We start from the raw sequence: 17,233 nt of genomic DNA on the forward strand, positions 1-17,233 counted from the left end.
GGCGTTTGGAACCAGGCGTTGGCGCTGTGTGCGCGCTGCTACGATCGCGCACTTCAAGCACGTTCACACGTGCTAACTCACGCGGCCGTCCAGTCGAGAATCACCTTGCCGCTCTCGCCTGAGAGCATCGTGGCGAACGCTTCCTGATAATCGTCGACCTTGAAATGGTGCGTGAGGATCGGCGAGAGATCCAGGCCGCTTTGCAGCATCGCAACCATCTTGTACCAGGTCTCGAACATCTCGCGCCCATAAATGCCCTTGATTTCGAGGCCTTTGAAGATCACCTGCGTCCAGTCGATCGCTGTCTGCGCGGGCGGAATGCCGAGCAGCGCAATCTTGCCGCCGTGGTTCATCGCTTCGAGCATGCTGGTGAACGCGCTCGGCACGCCGGACATTTCCAGCCCGACGTCGAAACCTTCGGTCATGTGCAATTCCGCCATGACGTCGCGCAACGATTCGCGCGAGACATTGACCGCGCGTGTCGCGCCCATTTTGCGCGCGAGTTCGAGGCGATAGTCGTTGACGTCGGTGATCACGACATTGCGCGCGCCGACGTGTTTCGCGATCGCCACCGCCATGATGCCGATGGGTCCAGCGCCGGTAATCAATACGTCCTCGCCGACCAGATTGAACGACAGCGCAGTGTGCGTGGCGTTGCCGAACGGATCGAAAATTGCAGCGAGGTCGTCGGAAATCTCGGGGGGAATCTTGAAGGCGTTGAAGGCCGGAATCACCAGATACTCGGCAAACGCGCCTTCGCGATTCACGCCGACGCCCACCGTATTGCGGCACAAATGCCGACGGCCCGCGCGGCAGTTGCGGCAGAAACCGCAGGTGATGTGTCCTTCGCCCGACACGCGATCGCCGATCGCAAAGCCGCGCACTTCCTGGCCCATTTCGACGATTTCGCCCACGTATTCGTGACCGACGTGCATCGGCACAGGAATCGTTTTTTGCGCCCAGTCGTCCCACTTCCAGATGTGAATATCGGTGCCGCAAATCGCGGTACGCGTGATGCGGATCATCACGTCGTTGTGGCCGACTTCAGGTTTCTTGACGTCCGTAAGCGTGAGCCCGGGAGCGCGTTCGAGTTTTGCCAATGCTTTCATGTGCGCCTCCGTATTAAATAACGCCGAGTTCGCGGCCGACGCGCGCGAATGCATCCACCGCGCGGTCGATCTGTTCGGGCGTATGGGCGGCGCTCATCTGCGTGCGAATCCGTGCGCGGCCTTTCGGCACCACCGGGAACGAGAAGCCGATCACGTACACGCCTTCTTTCAACAGGGCGTCGGCCATTTTTGAGGCGAGTTGCGCGTCGCCGAGCATGACCGGAATGATCGGATGTTCGCCGGGCACGAGCGTGAAGCCGAGCGCGCTCATCTTGCTGCGGAAGTGCGCGCCGTTTTCGCGCACACGTGCGCGCAGTTGCTCGCCTTCATCGCTTGCCAGCAGTTCGAGCACTTTCAGCGAAGCGGCGGCAATGCTCGGCGTCAGCGTGTTCGAGAACAGATAGGGACGCGAGCGTTGACGCAGCAACTCCACGATCTCCTTGCGCGCGGCCACGTAGCCGCCCGATGCGCCGCCCAACGCTTTACCCAGCGTGCCGGTAATGATGTCGACGCGCGACAGCACGCCACAATGTTCCGGCGTGCCGCGCCCATGTTCGCCGACAAAACCCACCGCGTGCGAATCGTCGACCATCACGAGCGCGCCGTAACGGTCGGCCAGATCGCAGATGCCGGCGAGATTGGCGATGATGCCGTCCATGGAGAACACGCCGTCGGTCGCGATCAGTGTGAAGCGCGCACCGGCTGCCTTCGCTTCGATCAGCTTCGCTTCGAGGTCGGCGAGGTCGTTGTTCTTGTAGCGAAAGCGCTTCGCCTTCGAAAGCCGCACGCCGTCAATGATGCTCGCGTGGTTCAGTTCGTCACTGATGATCGCGTCGTTTTCGTCGAGCAAAGTTTCGAACAGGCCGCCGTTTGCATCGAAGCAGCTGGAGTAGAGGATGCAATCGTCGGTTTGCAGGAACGCGGCGAGCGCGTGCTCAAGATCTTTATGCACGGTTTGCGTGCCGCAGATGAAACGCACCGACGCCATGCCGAAGCCGTCGTTGTCGAGTCCTTGCTTGGCGGCGTCGATCAGCCGCGCGTCGTCGGCGAGGCCGAGATAATTGTTCGCGCAGAAGTTCAGCACGTCCGTGCCGTTAGCCAGACGAATGTCAGCCGATTGCGGGCTGGCGATCACGCGCTCGCTCTTGTAAAAGCCGTCAGCGCGAATCTGCTCGAGTGTGCCGCGCAGATGGGCGAGATAAAGGTCACGCATGAACCAGACTCCTGAGATGGGTGATGGCGCCTGTGTCAGCGTGTTCGGCATGTGCGACCACGAGGCGGCCTGTTATAGTCGGCTGTCAGTTTTATCGGATATTTTCGTTTTTCCGAACTAAAATCCGGTATGTCGAACAACTCTAAACGATGGGTCAAGAAATGGCAAGTTCGGGTATTCGCCGCGCCGCAGCCAACGCGGCGCCCACTTCAGGCGCAACATCGGTGCCGGCAGTCGCGGCGCCGCCGCGCGTCGGCGAACAGATTCAGCGTTTGCGCGCCGAACGGCGCATGACGCTCGACGATCTGTCGCGCGCGGCTGGCGTGTCGAAATCGATGCTCTCGGAGATCGAGCGCGACAAGGCCAATCCGACCATCGCGGTCGCTTGGCGTCTGACCAACGCGCTCGGCGTCAGCCTGGATTCGCTGTTCGCGCCGCAAAAGACGCCGGAAGCGATCGCCGTCTCCGGTCCGCACGAGATTCCCACGTTGAGTGGGCACGACGCCAAGTATCAGTTGCGCGTGTGGGGGCCGATCGAGCTGGCCGGCAAATTCGAATGGTACGAGTTGACGCTGCAGCCGGGCGGGGCGCTGGTGTCGAACGCGCACGAACCCGGCACGCGCGAGCATCTGACCGTGCTGCAAGGGTCGATCGAAATCGAGGCGGCCGGCACGACGAAACGGCTGAAGGCAGCGGACACCGCGCGCTATGTCGCCGACGAACCGCACGCAGTCCGCAACGCCGGAAAGGGCGAGGCGAAGGCGCTGCTAGTGGTGATTCACGGCTGATTTTTCGGCGCGACGTGGCTAGCAGTTGGCGGAATCGACACTTCGGCCGAGGTTGCATCCGACACTGTATATTTGTACAGTACAGGGTATCGACTGGAGCCGATCATGAACAACCTGACAACCGACTCGACCGACCATGCTCTGGCCGCGCTGCGCTATCAAACCGCGGCGCGCGATCTCGAACGCATTGTGCGCAATATTGCTGCGCGCTACATCGTTCAGCAGGTACCGCTCACCTGGCGTTTGCTGCATGCGATCGAAGCCGAAGCGCTGGCTGATCTCGGCTTTGCCAGCCGGCACGACGCGGTGATGCTGGGCCTTTTTCAACGGCCGTCCGGCCTGCCATATCCGGAGACGGACGAGGCTGTGGACTTCGGCACGTCCACGGCGCTGCCGGCGGTGTTCGCGTTCGCGGTGACTGCCTATGAAGAGGCGGCACATCGCGTTGCGCAACCGTCGGAGAACGCGCCTCTCAAACGTGCACGCGCTTGGGGCGACTGACCGAGGGCTGCATTTCCATCGGCTGCCACCTACAATGTGTGCAACTAACAGAAATATAGCCTATGTCACCTCCCCATCTGACCGCCCCGGTCCCTCGACCTGCGCCGTCCACGGATCTCTTCGATCAGCAACGTGAAGACTGGCGTCGCGACCCGCAAATTGCTTTCGACGCTTGGCTTGCCAAACAGAATTTCCGCCGTTCCTCCGCCGAAGTCTACCAGGCGCAATGGGGGCTTTTTCTCGAATGGCTGAGCGTGCGCCAGAAAAGTCTCGTCACGGTCGATGCCCACGCGATTGCCGAGTTCGTCGCTGGACTCGACGTAAAAAAGACCCAAAGAGTGCGGTATTTACGGCTGATCGAGCGGGTGCTCGATCATGTACGCGAAATCGAATCCGCGTCGACTAATCCGGCACGCTTCATTGCTCAGGATGGCGAAGCAGCGTGGCGGAACGCACGCGATAACGAGCCGACCGGCTTTCTCAACCACGCCGAACGAACGGCGCTGATCGCGCATCTGTTTTCGCCATTGCCGGATTTGTCCACGGCGCAACGTTGGAGGGAGCGGCGCGACCGCGCTTTGATCGCTGTGTTTTTAGGTGGCGGGCTGAAGACGGGCGAGGCCGCAGCGCTTACGGTTAGTTGCGTGAATGCCGGAACGCCTTGGGTGACGATCGAGTCAGCTAACCCGATGCTCACACGGCGCACCCGGCTCGCGCCTTTCGCCGCGGCCATTCTCGACGCGTGGCTTGCGGAACGGCGGTTGTCGGAACTGGCGGGCAACCTGGTGTTTCCCGCATCGCCTTCCGGAAGGCCCATGCATAAAGCGACCATGCTGCGCGCGGTCGACGCTTTGATCGACGGAGCCGGAATCGCAGAGTCGCGGGCGTCGCGCGCCAGTCCGCAAACATTGCGGAATACGTTCGCGGCGGATCTGTTCGAAAGTGGAGTCGAGGCGGAACTGGTCGGACAATGGCTGGGATTTGTGCAGGCGGTGTCGGCGAACCGTCTGTATCGAGCGTGGCAAAACTGGATGGATCAGCAGGATTCTCCCGCCACCGACGTTCCGGATCCGGCGGTTCCGCCTTTAGCCGCACCTAGACGCGACGGGCGTTTGACGAGGAAAAGGGGAGCCGTCGAGTCCTGAAATTCCTCACCTTTCGGGTCCCGAATTTCCTCACCTTTGCCGATTTAACCGCTATTGCACCGCGTCAAACGTTACGCCGACGCCGCAATCGGGTCGCTGGACAGAAACCGGCTAACCGCCTCCAGCCTTGATCCGCCGAGGCCCGACGAGTGATCGCACTCCGGACATTGCAGTTCGAAGCGGTGATCCACTTGCGACAGTTCAGGCTCACCTTCCTCACATTTTGGGCACCGTAGAGGAAGGGCGACGTGACCATCCACCGCCGTGCCAATCGCTTTTAATTCGTCGCCCGTCAAGCGGCCCGCTTCGACTAGCGAGCAGAGCAGATTCGCAATCGCCGGATCGATCCCTTGCTGACCACGCAGAACGGCGACTTCTTTCGTGAGCGCGTCTACTTCATCCGATTGCTCGCGCAATTGGGCGTCGAGCCGGTCGCCGCGCGCCTTGGCCGCGGCGATTTGCTGAATAAACTCAAATTCCTTGCGGCTCGCGTCGCGCACCCCGGACTGATAAGTGGCCGCCATGCTGCGCAACGAATCGAGTTCGACCAGCATCGGCTTGACGCGCCGCTCGGCTTCGGCGACGGCGTCCTTGATCTGTTGCGCATAGTGTTCGGTGCTTTGGCGCAATTCGACGTGCAATGCATCGATCCGGTCCCGTAGGGTCGCGTTGTTCGCGAATTCGTTGTCGAGCCGTTGACGAAGCGCTTCGTTTTCGTGCTCGAGCCGGCGCACCGTTGCCTGTAAACCTTCCTGGTGAGCATTTCCGTGTGTGGCCGCGCTAGACAACTCGCTTTCCAGTACGCGAACGCGTTCCCAAGCCGCCTCTGCTCGCAACTCGCTGCGTTTGATCGCGTCTTCCGACGCTTGACGGCGAATCTCCGCTTCCCTAGCGCGCTGGTCAGCGGCGGTGATTTGCGCACGAATTTCCTGGCGCTCGTCGTTAAGAGTGGTGCGCGCATGTGAAACGGCTTCTTCAAAAAGTGCGCCCAGCAATTCGCCCGCTCGGTCTTCAAGCGCTTTCGGAATAGCGCCTGCGCCGACTTTCACACGCGATACATTCCGGATGCGCTCCCAAAAGTGGTCGATGTCCTTTGGAATGTCGCTCGCGCTGCCGGTCTGAGTCAGATCACGAACCGCAGCCATGGACGGGCGAATTCCCAGATCAAAAAACAGCCGTTTGCATGCGTGCAGCGAAAGTTCTTGTCGCCGTGCGCCGTTAGCTCGCAGCGTTTCGAGCTCGTCTCGAATGGCCTGCCGTTCCTGATCCAGATTCATGTATACCTCGATGTCGCTCGAATTGGATGAATCATAACAATTTACGTACTGTTTGCTACGTATTTATGGGTTAGGGTACGAAGTGGAAAACAGGGCTGTTTTGCTATCACCCGTGGGGCGGTGGATTCGTGCTAGTTGGTTTTTTCCGTGAAACAAAACGAAGAATAGCCAATAAGGTCTTGTAAAGAAAGAGTTTTTAGAGCCTTTCCAACGATCGCGCACTGTTTCACGAACGCGTCATGTTTGCCTCCTTGGGTTGGAGGCTTTGTCCGAAGGACGCGCGGGGGGAAATTCTAGAGAGTAATAAAAGTAAACACCTTTGAACCCATGTTAAAAACGTTAACGCCACGGCAAAGCCTTATCTGGCAAGGGTTCCAGCCTGGTAAGGTGAAGCTTTGCGGGAGAGGTGGTGAGGTCTTGCGGGAATGTCGAGTGATGAGGTTCGGGGGCCTCGGTGAGCGGGTCCGGGACAGAACGTGAGCGGGTTCAGGAACGACTCCAAAAGTGCGACTCGGCCAAAGGTGAGATTTTGCGGGACCTGAATGCCGCGGATCGCCCGGCAGCGCTCGAAAGTCAGCTCAAGGCTGGATTAGGGCGAAGGTGAGCGCTTTCGGGATGTGTTCGTCAGCCCATTTTCGACTTTATTTTGAGCTCGTTAACCCCTTTGGTGAGCCAAGTCAGGAGAAAACGGGAACCGAAGGTGAGGCTTTACGGGGCAGAGGTGGCGTTTTTGCCTTATTTCTGTGCATTTCGATGCCTAAGGTGAGCGTTTTCGGGAGTGGGCCTTGGTTTCAGCTGGAAAGCCGTGGTCGACGCAGATGATGTGGTGGATCGCCGGCGGTCAAAGGTGAGGGAATTCGGGAGGTCGGGTTTTGTGTCGTCTGCCGTCCTTGAAATGCACCCGGTTTGGATCAAAGGTGAGGTTTTGCGGGAGACGTCAGGGCGCTTGACGATCATGAAGGTGAGGAAATACAGGACCAAAACGGCTTCCACCGGCCGGAAAAGCCCTGCTGACGCTGCTGAATCCATTCGCGGTTCAGGGGCGCAAAGATCGAACGGTGAGATTTTTCAGGACCGTGGCGGCTGGGATGAGAAATGGCCGGATTTCACATAGATGGGCGTTGAGGTGAGATTTTTCGGGAGAGGTTGCAGTTGGAGTCGCATGATGGAAGCTATAAAACATTGAAATCATTGGATATTTTTTCATGTTTTTGTCAAGGTGAGGTTTTTCGGGGCTCATGATTGAGGTGATTGGAGACCGTCAGAAGCCTCTATGGTGAGGTTTTTCGGGACTGGTTTTTGGTGCTTTTGGAGCACAACACGGCTGAAGGCCGCGTCGTTTCGAGCGCTCCGGCTGGATTAAGGTGAGGTTTTTCGGGGGCCGTGAGATGGAAGAGCCGAGCCCATCGGCTCAAGACGTCTTGGTCGGCACCAACCGTCGCCGTAGCACAAGTGGTAGTTGCATCGATGCACGAACTCGGGCGTTGTGGATCTGGGCCGGTACGTGGTTGGAAAGCTTGCGACGTCTGTAGAGAGAACGCTCGCGGGGCTGCATGGCGATTTCGCGGGGGGGGGCTTGCGCGGTGCGGGCCGATGAACGCAGGCCGGCGCTTGTAGCTGGGCTCAGCGGGCTCTTCGCATGGCGTCGCACATATACGGGGCGTTGCTCGTCAAGGTGACATCGATTCGATGGTTCGCATGTCGGTTTCTCACGATTGCACCGGCACACTACTGCCCTCCTGCCAAATAATGCTTAAAACTTGTTCATCGATTTGATCGACCATTTGAGCGTCCAGTCCGCAGCCGCACACCCGTCAAAATTCACCAGTTTTTTTGAGGTGAGAAGATTCGGGATTGGATGGCCTGCCTTCGCGCTCGCGGCAGAAATGCTCCGAATTTGCCAAGCCCGCGACCTGCAAGGACGGCCCGAACTTGGGGCGAAACGGCTGAGGTGAGGGTTTTCGGGAGTTGTTCGAGGTGAGTTGCGCCTCGTAAACTCGCTTCACCCGCAACGGTGAGATCCACGCTATAGACGCGTATCACCGCAGCCGGTATGCTCTCGCCAAATCCCTCCTCGACCAGACGCATGGCCACGAAGCGCGCGAAGAAGACCGACGTAGTCAGCCCGAGCTCGGCCGAATTGCGCAAAGCCGTCGAGGCGATCGCGATTCAGCCCAAAAGCGGCAAAATCACGCTCCTTACCCGTAAGCTGTTCAACGTGCTCCTGGCCGTCGCTCAGCAAGCAGATGAATCTGGCGACACGTATCGGGCCTTGCTGTCCGACATCGTCGCAAACTCCGCGTTTGATTCCAACGACACCGCGCTCGTCAAGGAGCACTTGCGGCGCATGGTGTCGGTGCAGGTTGAATGGAGCACCGGCACGTCCAGCCAGAAGCCGGGTCGGAAATGGGGTATTTCCACGCTGATTGCCGACGCGGAAATTCTCGAAGACCCGACCACTCGGCGTGTCTGGGTGGAATTCTCATTTGCGCCGAAGATCAAGAAGAAGCTGCTCGATCCGGTCCAGTACGCACGCCTGAGTCTCCAGTTCCAGAGCCAGCTGCGCAGTAGCGCTGGCCTCGCGCTGTACGAGATTTGTGTGCGCTATCTGACCAACCCGAGCCATCTGACGATGCGCGAGACGTGGGAATGGTGGCGCCCTATCCTCTCCGGCACGCCGGACACAGAGGCGGGCGACGAAGCAAAGCGCGAATATAAATACTTCAAGCGTGATTACTTGCGCCCGGCCATTGCCGAGGTCAACGCCGTCACCAATATCTTTGTCGAACTGATCGAACATCGCGAGGGGCGACGGGTCGCCGAGATCCAGTTCCGCGTGACCGAACGCAAGCAGCCGATGCTCGCGCTCGACGAACATCCGAACGTGTTCGACAGTACGCTGGTCGACCGGATGGTGAAGATCGGCATCCCGTTGAAAGAAGCGCAAACGCTCTACGCCGACAGCGAAGAAAATCGCATTCGCGCCGCACTCCAGATGACCGAGCAACGCATGCGCAGCACGTCGTTGCCGCCGGTGCGCAGCGCGCCGGCGCTGTTCAAGGACGCGTTGAAGAAAGGTTACGCGCCGCCGGTCGAAGCGCTGCCGTCGGGTAGTGGCGGCAAGGCCGCGGTTGCCGCGCCGGCCGACGACCTCAAGGCGCGCCTGCTTGGCGAGTACTCGGCGTTTCGCCGCAAGGAAGCGCGTGAGTTGTACGACGAACAAGGTGAGTCCGAGCGGGAGATCGCGCGGCAGTCGTTTGAGGAAGATGAATTGCCGGGACTCGGCACGCACATGCGCGACGACTGGCGTCGTCGCGGGCTGGATTCGAAGATCGTCGAAACGGCATTCTTCGATTGGCTGGCTCGCAAGACCTGGGGTGAGCCTACCGACGGTGATTTGCTTGCCTTCACGCTGAGCCAATCGCGCGCGGCGTAATTACTGATGGGGTGCGGCTATCTGCTGCCGCGCCACCCCATCGCTCTACAGTCGGTCCTACTTCAACATCTTTTCAATCTGCCGAAGGATGTCGTCGCGCTTTTCACGCGTGAGCCCCTTCAAGCGCAGTTCGATTCGATCATCCCCATACGATTTGAGATCGCCGACTGACACGCCGTCGAGTTTGATTTCCAGACGCTGAGCGTAGCGTTGCCGGCCCGCAGGTTTGGTGCTTTCCTGGGCGGTCGCTCTTCCTTTGACGATGTCCGCGACTTGCCGCGTACTCAGATCATCCGAGAGGATCTTGTTGATCAGGCGTAGCGTTGCGTCGGCGCCGCGGGCAGTGTGATAGCGACCCACCTGATACGCCATGTTCGAGCCGAAGCGGTCCGGTCGCGCGACCATCTCGTGCATAACGACCTCAGGCAATTTGGCGATCGACAAGGCGACCGCAACCGTCGACTCGTCTAGCCCGAGGTGTTCGGCAAGTTCCTTCTGACTCTGGAAATGCCGGTCGTCGAGAAAGCGTTTCCATACGACCGCGTTGTCGAACACCGTCTGCGAATCGCGCTGGACGTTGAGGTCGTAGCCGAGCTTGTAGCTCTGGATACCGATCGGCAGATCAATGACGATCGCCTTCACCGTTTCCTTGTTCGCCTCTTTCAGCGCCCGCACCCGCCGCCCGCCATCGCTGACGTAGTAGGTGCCGGGATTGTCGTAATCCGGAATAACGTGAATCGCCTGCTGCTGCCCCTGCTTGGCCAGGTTGACAGCGAGCTCGGCAATCGACGACTTCAGATAGAAATGTCGCGGATTGAACGGGCTCGGCTTGATCGTCTTGAGCGCCAACTCGATGACCTGGCCCGGCCGGTAGCCGTGCTCGTTCCGCCACGTGCGGTAGGCCGCCGATTCATTGGCTGCGTCAGCGGCGTCGACTTCGATAACGCTCGGCGACGGCAGGACGGGCGCGATGGTGCGTCTCGCCGCCTCGCTACTCGTCGGATCATTCTTGACCAGGCCGTCGATAGCGTTCAGTCGATCGAGCGCGGTTCGCTTTTCGCTGCTGGTTGAGTCAGGACGTGCTTGAAAGCCTTTGGCGAATTGGGAGGGTTTCATTCAGGGTCCTTTATGCGCATAAATTTCACGGGAGCAAGGCGGCGATCTCATTCGCGCACGCCCGTACTTCGATGGCGGCCAGCTTGGCGCCGCGATCATTCATCTGAAGCACTGTTTGTCCCAACGCCATGGCCTGCTTGTAGGCCTCGCGTGTTGGGATCTGTGTCTTGAGCAGCGGGAACCCGAGCTCTTCCAACGCGCGCTTCAGTTCACGCGTCAGCATCCGCTTTTCTTCGGTCTTATTGAGCAGGAAGACCGCACGCAGATCCTCGTTCATCACCTGAGCCTGCTGGACGAGCTTCACCAATCCAATGCTCGACCAATAGTCGGCGGGCGATGACGATGTCGGGATCACCGCGACGCTTGCAGCGAGAAGGACGACGCCGGAGACTTTCTCGGTGATAGAAGGCGGGCAGTCGACGACGATGATGTCGTAGTCGGACACGAACTTCTTGATCTCGCGATGGATCTGGCTGCCTGCTTCGGAAAGATTGACGACGGGAAAAGGGATACCCGTGTCGCCGTCTGATGATGCGCTGGCCCAGTGGATCAACGTGTTTTGACCGTCTGCGTCCACGACGAGGACGCGTTTGCCTTTCTCATGAAACGCAGCGCCGAGGTGCATCGCGATTGTGCTCTTGCCGACCCCGCCCTTTTGCTGAGTTACCGCGATGATTTCTGCTGCCAATCTTCACCTCCTCTTTTTAGACGCAGATGGATTTTACCTGGATGAATTTCTATTTCAATCGTTTTTGTGTAAACAAAAGACGGATTAGCCGTTCGGGATAGGTTTATGCGCATAAAGGATGCGGACGCTGCTGCGGGCGCTGGCGCGGTTAGGAAAGGCAGTGAGGGCGATGTATCAGCTGACCGGTTAGGTCGATGACGTGCGTGGTCCAGTGGCTCAGAGTGGCGGCAGATTGAAAACTGCTTCCTGCGCGCAGAGGACCCCAGAGGTTTGGTCAGTGCGGCATCAACCCGAGTGGGATTTGCCGTGTCCGGATAGCTGTATTTATCAGCGCTGACGTCGTTGGCTACTTGAGGTGCGTTGGCGCTGGACGCGCGATCGTTCGATGAAACAGACCGCGAGATTTATGCGCATAAAGTAGTCGCAGCAGGGCTGGTTGTAATGGCGCTGCCGGAGCGAGCTGGCTAGTAGCTTAGTGCATCGAAGCAGTGGGCAAGCTTCGCGCCGGAAACCGGGAGCCCGGGCACCAGGCAATAGGCACGCACCCACGAGCGCGGACGACCCGCGTAGACGGCGTGCGTAAATTGGAGAGCGCGGCGCTTGAAAAGATGGCTGCGGCTAAAAGTCGGCCGCACGGTTTATGCGCATAAACCGAAAAATCGAGCCACCGAGGACAGGCGCCGTTCAACACTCAGCCGCTTGGTCAACCCATCACCGGTCGCACTCGCCGGCAGTTCATGGATCCTCGCCTCGGCGCCCCATCTTTTCGGACGCTCGCCAAGTCCTGTTCATGCAGGGGGCGCGATTGATAGAGCACCAGCATGAGCCGCCGCGCTCAATACCGTTCCGCTGACGAGCAATAAATTCAGAAACGAAGCGAGCAAAAAAATGCCTCATCGCCACGGAAGACAGCCGGGTGTGGCACCAAGCGCGCCGCACGATTACACAAGCGTCGCCGTCTCCGAACAGACCCAAATCCACTGCGTACCGAGCAACCCGTCAAATACACAAAGCTCCCCAGCAAACGCACCAACCGGCCGACTCCGCACCCGCTAAAATCCCACCCAACTGCCGCCGCGCACACTCCTCCCAAACCGCTCAGACCACCCCAAAAACCCATGATCACGATCTACCACAACCCCCGTTGCTCAAAATCGCGCGCCGCATGCGAGCTGATCACCACCACCTACAACAGCACAAACGAAGCCACAGAAATCGTCGAATATCTGAAGCATCCGCTCACGGTCGAACAACTCAAGCAACTCAACGCGCAACTAGGCTGCACCGTCCATGAAATGATTCGCGACACCGAAGCCGAATACAAGGAACTCCAGCTTTCCGACCTCGCACTGACTGACACTCAGTTATACGAAGCATTGGCAAATCATCCGATCCTTCTGCAACGGCCGATCGTCGTGCGAAACGGGCGAGCCGTAATCGGCCGCCCGCCGGAAAACGTCGCCGCGTTATTCGCATGAATGGCGTAACGAAGCGCTCAAATCGAAGCAGAGTATCAAGCCAGCAAATTAGACTTTGCTCCCCGGCAACGCCGCATCCCTGGTAACGATCTTCGTCGGAATGATGCGCAACTCGCTGAAGGTATCGGCGATACGTTGCTGTTCCGCAAGCACCGTCGCATCGACGGGTTTGTACACGTGCGCGTAGTGCCGCAAACCCGCTTCGATCACGCCCGCGTCGAGCCCTTGAATCGGCGCGAGTTGCGCGGCAGCCTCGCTGTAATGCCCGCGCACCCATGCGCCTTCTTTGCCCACGTCGTCCATCGTGATCGCGAGCACTTCGGCGTTCTGTTCCGCGAACGACCGCGCGCTCAGGAAGAACTGGTGATGGCTCACAATGCCGTCGGCATCCGCGAGCAAGCGCGCGTTCGACTGCCGCTTCGCCGCTTCGAGGAACGGGTCCCAGATCGCCCATGCATCGATCGCCCCGCGTTCGAAGGCGGCGCGCGCATCCGCTGGCGCCAGATAGACCGGCTGAATCTCGCTGTACTTCACGCCGGCTTTCTGTAGCGCGGCGACCAGAAACCAGTGAACATCCGAACCTTTGTTGAGGGCTATTTTCTTGCCCTTCAGATCGGCCAGCGCTTTGATCGGCGCATCCCGATGCACGAGAATGCCTTCGGCATGCGGCGTCGGGACTTCATAGGCGACGTAGACGAAGTTCGCGCCGGCGGCCTGCGCGAACACGGGCGGCGCCTCGCCGACATAGCCGAAGTCGATGGCGCCGACATTCAGTCCTTCCAGCAACTGCGGTCCGGCAGCAAACTCGATCCATTTGACGGTGATGCCGAGCGGCGCGAGCCGTTTTTCGAGCGTACCGTGCGCCTTGAGCAACACAAGCGTATTGGCGGCTTTCTGATAACCGATGCGGAATTCCTTGGCGTGCGCGTCGGCGGCAAAGGCGGACGTGGAAACGACGGGCAGCGTGGCGGCGGCGAGCGTTGCGCCCACGCCGGCAATGAATGCGCGGCGTGTGAGCAGCGGATGACGTGACATGAGAGGGCTCGTAAAAAGGACGGACGCAAAACGGACCGATTGGCTCCGACAATAATTCGTCTGCAAGCCTGGACGAACCGATAAATTCGCATAAGCAAATCACGCGGTCGCCAAGTTGCTGCTCCAGCCCGAAACGTTCCTATTCAACACGCTGAATTTCCTGGGTGAGCCGCTGATCGCGCTCGGTCTCACCGTGCTGTTCGCCGTCGTGGCGCTGGGATGGTCGCGCGGGGCATGGCGCGCGAGCGCGTTGGCGGGATTCTGCGCAAAAGCTTGCCGCCGATCGCCGCGCTGCTGCTGACCATCGGCGCCGGCGGCGGTGTTAAGCAGGCGCTCGTAGTGGCGGGCATCAGTTCTCGACCATCGCCAAGATCGCGGTCGGCGCTCACATGCCGCTGATTTTGCTGGCATGGCTGATCGCCGTCGCGCTGCGCCAGGCGACGGGCTCGGCAACGGTTGCCACGACGACCACGGCCGGCATCGTCGCGCCGGTCGTCGCCGGTCTGAGTACGACGCACAATTCGCCGATGGCGCTCGCCATCGGCGCGGGGTCGCTGTTCTTCTGCCACGTGAACGATGCCGGCTTCTGGATGGTCCGCGAGTATTTCGGGCTGCAATTGAAACAGACCGTGCTGGTCTGGTCGGTGTTGCAGACGATCGTGTCCGTCGTCGGCCTCGCGCTCACGCTGGTGTTGTGGACCGTGCTGACTTGACGCCGAACCAGGCTCTCGCGACGTTGGCAGGAATTGATGCGCGGCTGTCCATTCCGGGCGGCCCGCGCCGCTTACACTGCCCGGCAGGCGAACTGCGGTCCCGCAGCGCGCTTCCCTGAAAACGCGGAGCCACCATGCTAGAACTGAGACCGTCCTGTGAAGGATGCGGCAAGTCACTTCCGCCGAACGCGTCGGACGCCATGATCTGCACGTACGAGTGCACCTTCTGCGAAATGTGTGCGCTCACTACGCTGCGCAACGTGTGTCCGAATTGCGGCGGCAATTTCCAGCATCGACCGGTTCGTACGCGCGCGCAGCTTGAGAAACATCCGGCCGGCACCGCGCCGCATCCCGTTTCGATCGACGAAGCGTCGCACGCGCGTTTCTTCGAGCGCTATCGGGACACGCCGCCCGGCGAGCGCTAGATCAGATGGCGCGCTCACACGCGCCCGTGGCACGAAAGCATGACGCACCGTGCGTGCCGTACGCGCCGCGTGCTTCAATCGTCGCTATTCGCCGCGCCCGGCGCCGCGATGCCGCCGACGGTATGCGCCGCCACGCGCAGCAGACGGATCTGCTTTCGATAGTTGCGGCAGCCACTGCAGGTCGGCAGATGCAGGCGGATCGCGACCCACTCGCCGGTCGTCAAGGAGCGGTCGAGGGCGTCTGATAACAAGCGCGTGATGTGCTTACATTTCCCCATTGGCGTCCTCGCTGGATAGGCCCTTTTCGCTCAGGCAAGTGCGCAAGCGTAGCCGCGCGCGATAGATCAGCACGCTGCAATGATTGGCGGTCATCTGCAGTTCGGCGCAAATTGCCTCGGTCTCGAGATCGAGGAATTCGCGCATCATGAACACGCGTCCGATGTGCTCGGGCAAGCGTTCCAGGCACATCTCGAACAAGGTCCAGAACTGTTGCTGACGCAGCACGGTTTCAGGTGTCGGCCACGGGCGCGGCTTGCTTTCGCGCGACCAGTGGCCGTTGTCCTTGAATAGCTCGCGATCGAGCAAGCCTTCACCGTCGAGCTCGGACTCGAGCGCCGACAGATTGATCGTGCGTCTCCGCGCGCGCAGGGTGTCGACGAGTTTGTGCCGCAGGATGCCGAACACCCAGGTCTTGTGTTCCGATTGCGCGGCGAAGCGATCGGCTTGCGTCCATGCCGCGGCGAGCGCTTCCTGGACGGCATCTTCCGCGGCGGCGGCATCGCGCAGTTGCAAACGGGCAAAACGCACCAGGTCGCGCCGCAGTTGCGTCAGATAAACGGGATCGTCGAGCGCCGGGCCGCCTACTTGCGCCATGGACGGCCCCGTTGACGCAACGCTGGCTTGCGCATGTCTTTTGTTGGATCGTGGCGATTCATGAGCCGGTGATTTTCCTCGCACTGTGGCTAAGCTTGTGCGCCATTCTCCCCCGAGCGCCTGTGCAATCGAATGGGTATTGAACATAGGCTCGACCATAAACGATGACTAGATGAATGTAGTCGCGCCGCGCGAGCAGTTATGACAACGGCAATAAATTATTGCGAAAATTGAAATCGCCGACATGTAGTGTGGGCAGTGCATTGCCGTACAAGGAACGCCCACAGCCTATCCGGGCTCGAAATTGCACCGGATAGTCGACCCGTTTATTTCAGGATTTGAAATAAAGTCTTATCGTCTTCGTTGTTTTTCGGCGGACGCTCAATCGATATTCTTCAGCCATCGATCGCACCAGATCGCGAACCAAACGCTGAGGAGCAGCACCATGAAACGCATTCTTTCCGCCCTGATCGCTTCCGTCGCCCTGTTTGCAGCCGCTTCCGGCGCCGCTCACGCTGCCACTCCGTCGCAATGCAATGGCCCGGCATCCTACTGCAACGTGTTTTTCGGCAACTGATCGGCTGACGGGCGCGGACCCGTCGACGAGGAAGCTTTCAAAGTCAAAGGAAGGGCGCCAATTCGGCGCCCTTTGTTTTTGGGCAAGAACATCAGACCGGCAGCGTGATGCCGGCGTGAGGTCTTCCGCGTAGCGAGGCGAACGCTTGGATCAACACGGCAAGCGCCGTCGGCCAATAAAAATCCGGAAAACACATGGTCCACAGGAAGCAACACATTAGACGAGCGGAAAACAATACCCGGCACTCCGAAGCAACACTCGCGCCCGGCACACAAATGCGGTCAACGCTCACCCTACTAACGTGTTACAGTGGGTCAACAGCTTGCAGTTGTCCTGCGCACCGCGCGCAGTCCCTGACGCAAACGCCTCGCATCACAGCGCCCTGAACCGAACAGGGTCCCTTCCTCCCAAGCAGTTCCTCGGTGTCGTCAATATGGCCTGATTGAATCGGCCGTTCTTTGGGCACATCGTTGATCAACACCACGTTTCGCTGGTACGCCGCGATCTGGCGGGCATTGCGCCCGACAACCAAGCCACGTTCCACGAAAACCATCACCGGAGACGAGCATCATGGGCAATACGATCAGAAGCTATCGAGGTCTTGAGATCTATCCGTTGGTGTATCCGCACCAGCCGAGCGGTCTCGACGGCATCCGCCACTACGATTCGGGCTTCGATGCCGCCGTGCGAATCTGCCGGCGCGGCACCGACGACACCATGACCGCCAGCCGCGTGTTTCGCGTGCCGAGTCGTTCGCCGTTCGGCGCCGCCGGCGACGCGCGCATTGCTTCAACCAGCTATGCAGAGCAGGTCATCGACGGCATGGTTGCCGGCCAGTCGATCGCTGGACTCTGATGCG

Annotated in this window: 16 protein-coding genes and 1 pseudogene; 9 read left to right on the forward strand and 8 right to left on the reverse strand. The window is 59.8% G+C overall.

Translation table 11 applies throughout. The features are described from left to right. Nucleotides 1-77: 77 nt before the first annotated feature. Together tdh and B0G75_RS00640 are read right to left on the reverse strand one after the other, a co-directional pair. Nucleotides 78-1,109 carry an L-threonine 3-dehydrogenase gene (tdh, locus tag B0G75_RS00635; RefSeq protein WP_106301730.1) on the reverse strand — a complete coding sequence of 344 codons (1,032 nt, stop codon included), beginning with the start codon at nt 1,107-1,109 and terminating at the stop codon, nt 78-80. A gap of 13 nt (nt 1,110-1,122) precedes the next feature. Beyond that, entirely contained in the window at nt 1,123-2,322 is a 1,200-nt protein-coding gene (locus B0G75_RS00640; RefSeq protein ID WP_106299673.1) for a glycine C-acetyltransferase, read from the reverse strand. A 149-nt stretch (nt 2,323-2,471) separates the two neighbouring features. On the opposite strand from B0G75_RS00640, the gene B0G75_RS00645 reads away from it, so the two are divergent. The 3 genes from B0G75_RS00645 to B0G75_RS00655 all read left to right on the forward strand — a co-directional run bounded on the left by B0G75_RS00645 (nt 2,472) and on the right by B0G75_RS00655 (nt 4,756). Further along, nucleotides 2,472-3,110: a helix-turn-helix domain-containing protein gene (locus tag B0G75_RS00645; RefSeq protein ID WP_106299675.1), complete on the forward strand. Its 639-nt coding sequence runs from the start codon at nt 2,472-2,474 to the stop codon at nt 3,108-3,110. Nucleotides 3,111-3,215: 105 nt separating this feature from the next. Continuing rightward, nucleotides 3,216-3,611, forward strand: a complete 396-nt coding sequence (locus B0G75_RS00650) for a DUF2471 domain-containing protein (protein ID WP_106299677.1) — start codon at nt 3,216-3,218, stop codon at nt 3,609-3,611. 62 nt (nt 3,612-3,673) lie between these two features. Then, complete coding sequence (locus B0G75_RS00655) at nt 3,674-4,756, forward strand: tyrosine-type recombinase/integrase (protein WP_106299679.1); 1,083 nt, start codon at nt 3,674-3,676, stop codon at nt 4,754-4,756. A gap of 71 nt (nt 4,757-4,827) precedes the next feature. On the opposite strand, the gene B0G75_RS00660 is transcribed toward B0G75_RS00655, so the two are convergent. Then, nucleotides 4,828-6,033 carry a DNA-binding protein gene (locus B0G75_RS00660; RefSeq protein WP_106299681.1) on the reverse strand — a complete coding sequence of 402 codons (1,206 nt, stop codon included), beginning with the start codon at nt 6,031-6,033 and terminating at the stop codon, nt 4,828-4,830. A 2,086-nt stretch (nt 6,034-8,119) separates the two neighbouring features. Between B0G75_RS00660 and B0G75_RS00670 the strand changes: the two genes are divergently transcribed. After that, nucleotides 8,120-9,469 (forward strand): replication initiation protein, encoded by a 1,350-nt coding sequence (locus tag B0G75_RS00670; RefSeq protein WP_106299685.1) that lies wholly within the window; start codon nt 8,120-8,122, stop codon nt 9,467-9,469. 57 nt (nt 9,470-9,526) lie between these two features. On the opposite strand, the gene B0G75_RS00675 is transcribed toward B0G75_RS00670, so the two are convergent. Together B0G75_RS00675 and parA are read right to left on the reverse strand one after the other, a co-directional pair. Then, entirely contained in the window at nt 9,527-10,585 is a 1,059-nt protein-coding gene (locus B0G75_RS00675; protein WP_106299687.1) for a ParB/RepB/Spo0J family partition protein, read from the reverse strand. Nucleotides 10,586-10,610: 25 nt separating this feature from the next. After that, a complete protein-coding gene (gene parA / locus B0G75_RS00680; protein ID WP_012428795.1) occupies nt 10,611-11,273 on the reverse strand; it encodes a ParA family partition ATPase in 663 nt (220 codons plus the stop codon). A gap of 1,118 nt (nt 11,274-12,391) precedes the next feature. Here parA and arsC point away from each other — a divergent pair. Then, nucleotides 12,392-12,751, forward strand: coding sequence for an arsenate reductase (glutaredoxin) (gene arsC / locus B0G75_RS00685; protein WP_106299689.1), 360 nt, complete (start codon nt 12,392-12,394; stop codon nt 12,749-12,751). A 48-nt stretch (nt 12,752-12,799) separates the two neighbouring features. Here arsC and B0G75_RS00690 read toward each other — a convergent pair whose 3' ends face one another. Beyond that, on the reverse strand, nt 12,800-13,786 hold the full coding sequence (locus B0G75_RS00690) for a sulfonate ABC transporter substrate-binding protein (protein WP_106299691.1): 987 nt from the start codon (nt 13,784-13,786) through the stop codon (nt 12,800-12,802). Between the two features lie 106 nt (nt 13,787-13,892). Here B0G75_RS00690 and B0G75_RS00695 point away from each other — a divergent pair. Both B0G75_RS00695 and B0G75_RS00700 read left to right on the forward strand, forming a co-directional pair. Next, nucleotides 13,893-14,499: pseudogene (locus B0G75_RS00695) on the forward strand (gluconate transporter); the annotation flags it as partial. A 134-nt stretch (nt 14,500-14,633) separates the two neighbouring features. Continuing rightward, nucleotides 14,634-14,924, forward strand: a complete 291-nt coding sequence (locus tag B0G75_RS00700; protein ID WP_106299693.1) for a DUF1272 domain-containing protein — start codon at nt 14,634-14,636, stop codon at nt 14,922-14,924. A gap of 74 nt (nt 14,925-14,998) precedes the next feature. Here B0G75_RS00700 and B0G75_RS00705 read toward each other — a convergent pair whose 3' ends face one another. Next, the gene (locus B0G75_RS00705; protein WP_106299695.1) at nt 14,999-15,202 is read right to left on the reverse strand and encodes a zf-HC2 domain-containing protein; all 204 of its coding nucleotides are present in this window, start codon (nt 15,200-15,202) and stop codon (nt 14,999-15,001) included. After that, on the reverse strand, nt 15,189-15,797 hold the full coding sequence (locus tag B0G75_RS00710) for an RNA polymerase factor sigma-70 (RefSeq protein ID WP_012428801.1): 609 nt from the start codon (nt 15,795-15,797) through the stop codon (nt 15,189-15,191). Before B0G75_RS00710 ends, B0G75_RS00705 begins: the two co-directional genes overlap by 14 nt. 445 nt (nt 15,798-16,242) lie before the next feature. Here B0G75_RS00710 and B0G75_RS41115 point away from each other — a divergent pair, with 445 nt between their 5' ends. Both B0G75_RS41115 and B0G75_RS00720 read left to right on the forward strand, forming a co-directional pair. Next, on the forward strand, nt 16,243-16,374 hold the full coding sequence (locus tag B0G75_RS41115) for a hypothetical protein (RefSeq protein ID WP_258194197.1): 132 nt from the start codon (nt 16,243-16,245) through the stop codon (nt 16,372-16,374). Between the two features lie 570 nt (nt 16,375-16,944). Then, entirely contained in the window at nt 16,945-17,229 is a 285-nt protein-coding gene (locus B0G75_RS00720; RefSeq protein WP_106299699.1) for a hypothetical protein, read from the forward strand. Nucleotides 17,230-17,233 lie beyond the last annotated feature (4 nt).

Origin of the sequence: Paraburkholderia sp. BL18I3N2 (genome assembly GCF_003001875.1) — a bacterium.
GTDB classification, from domain to species: Bacteria; Pseudomonadota; Gammaproteobacteria; order Burkholderiales; family Burkholderiaceae; genus Paraburkholderia; species Paraburkholderia phytofirmans.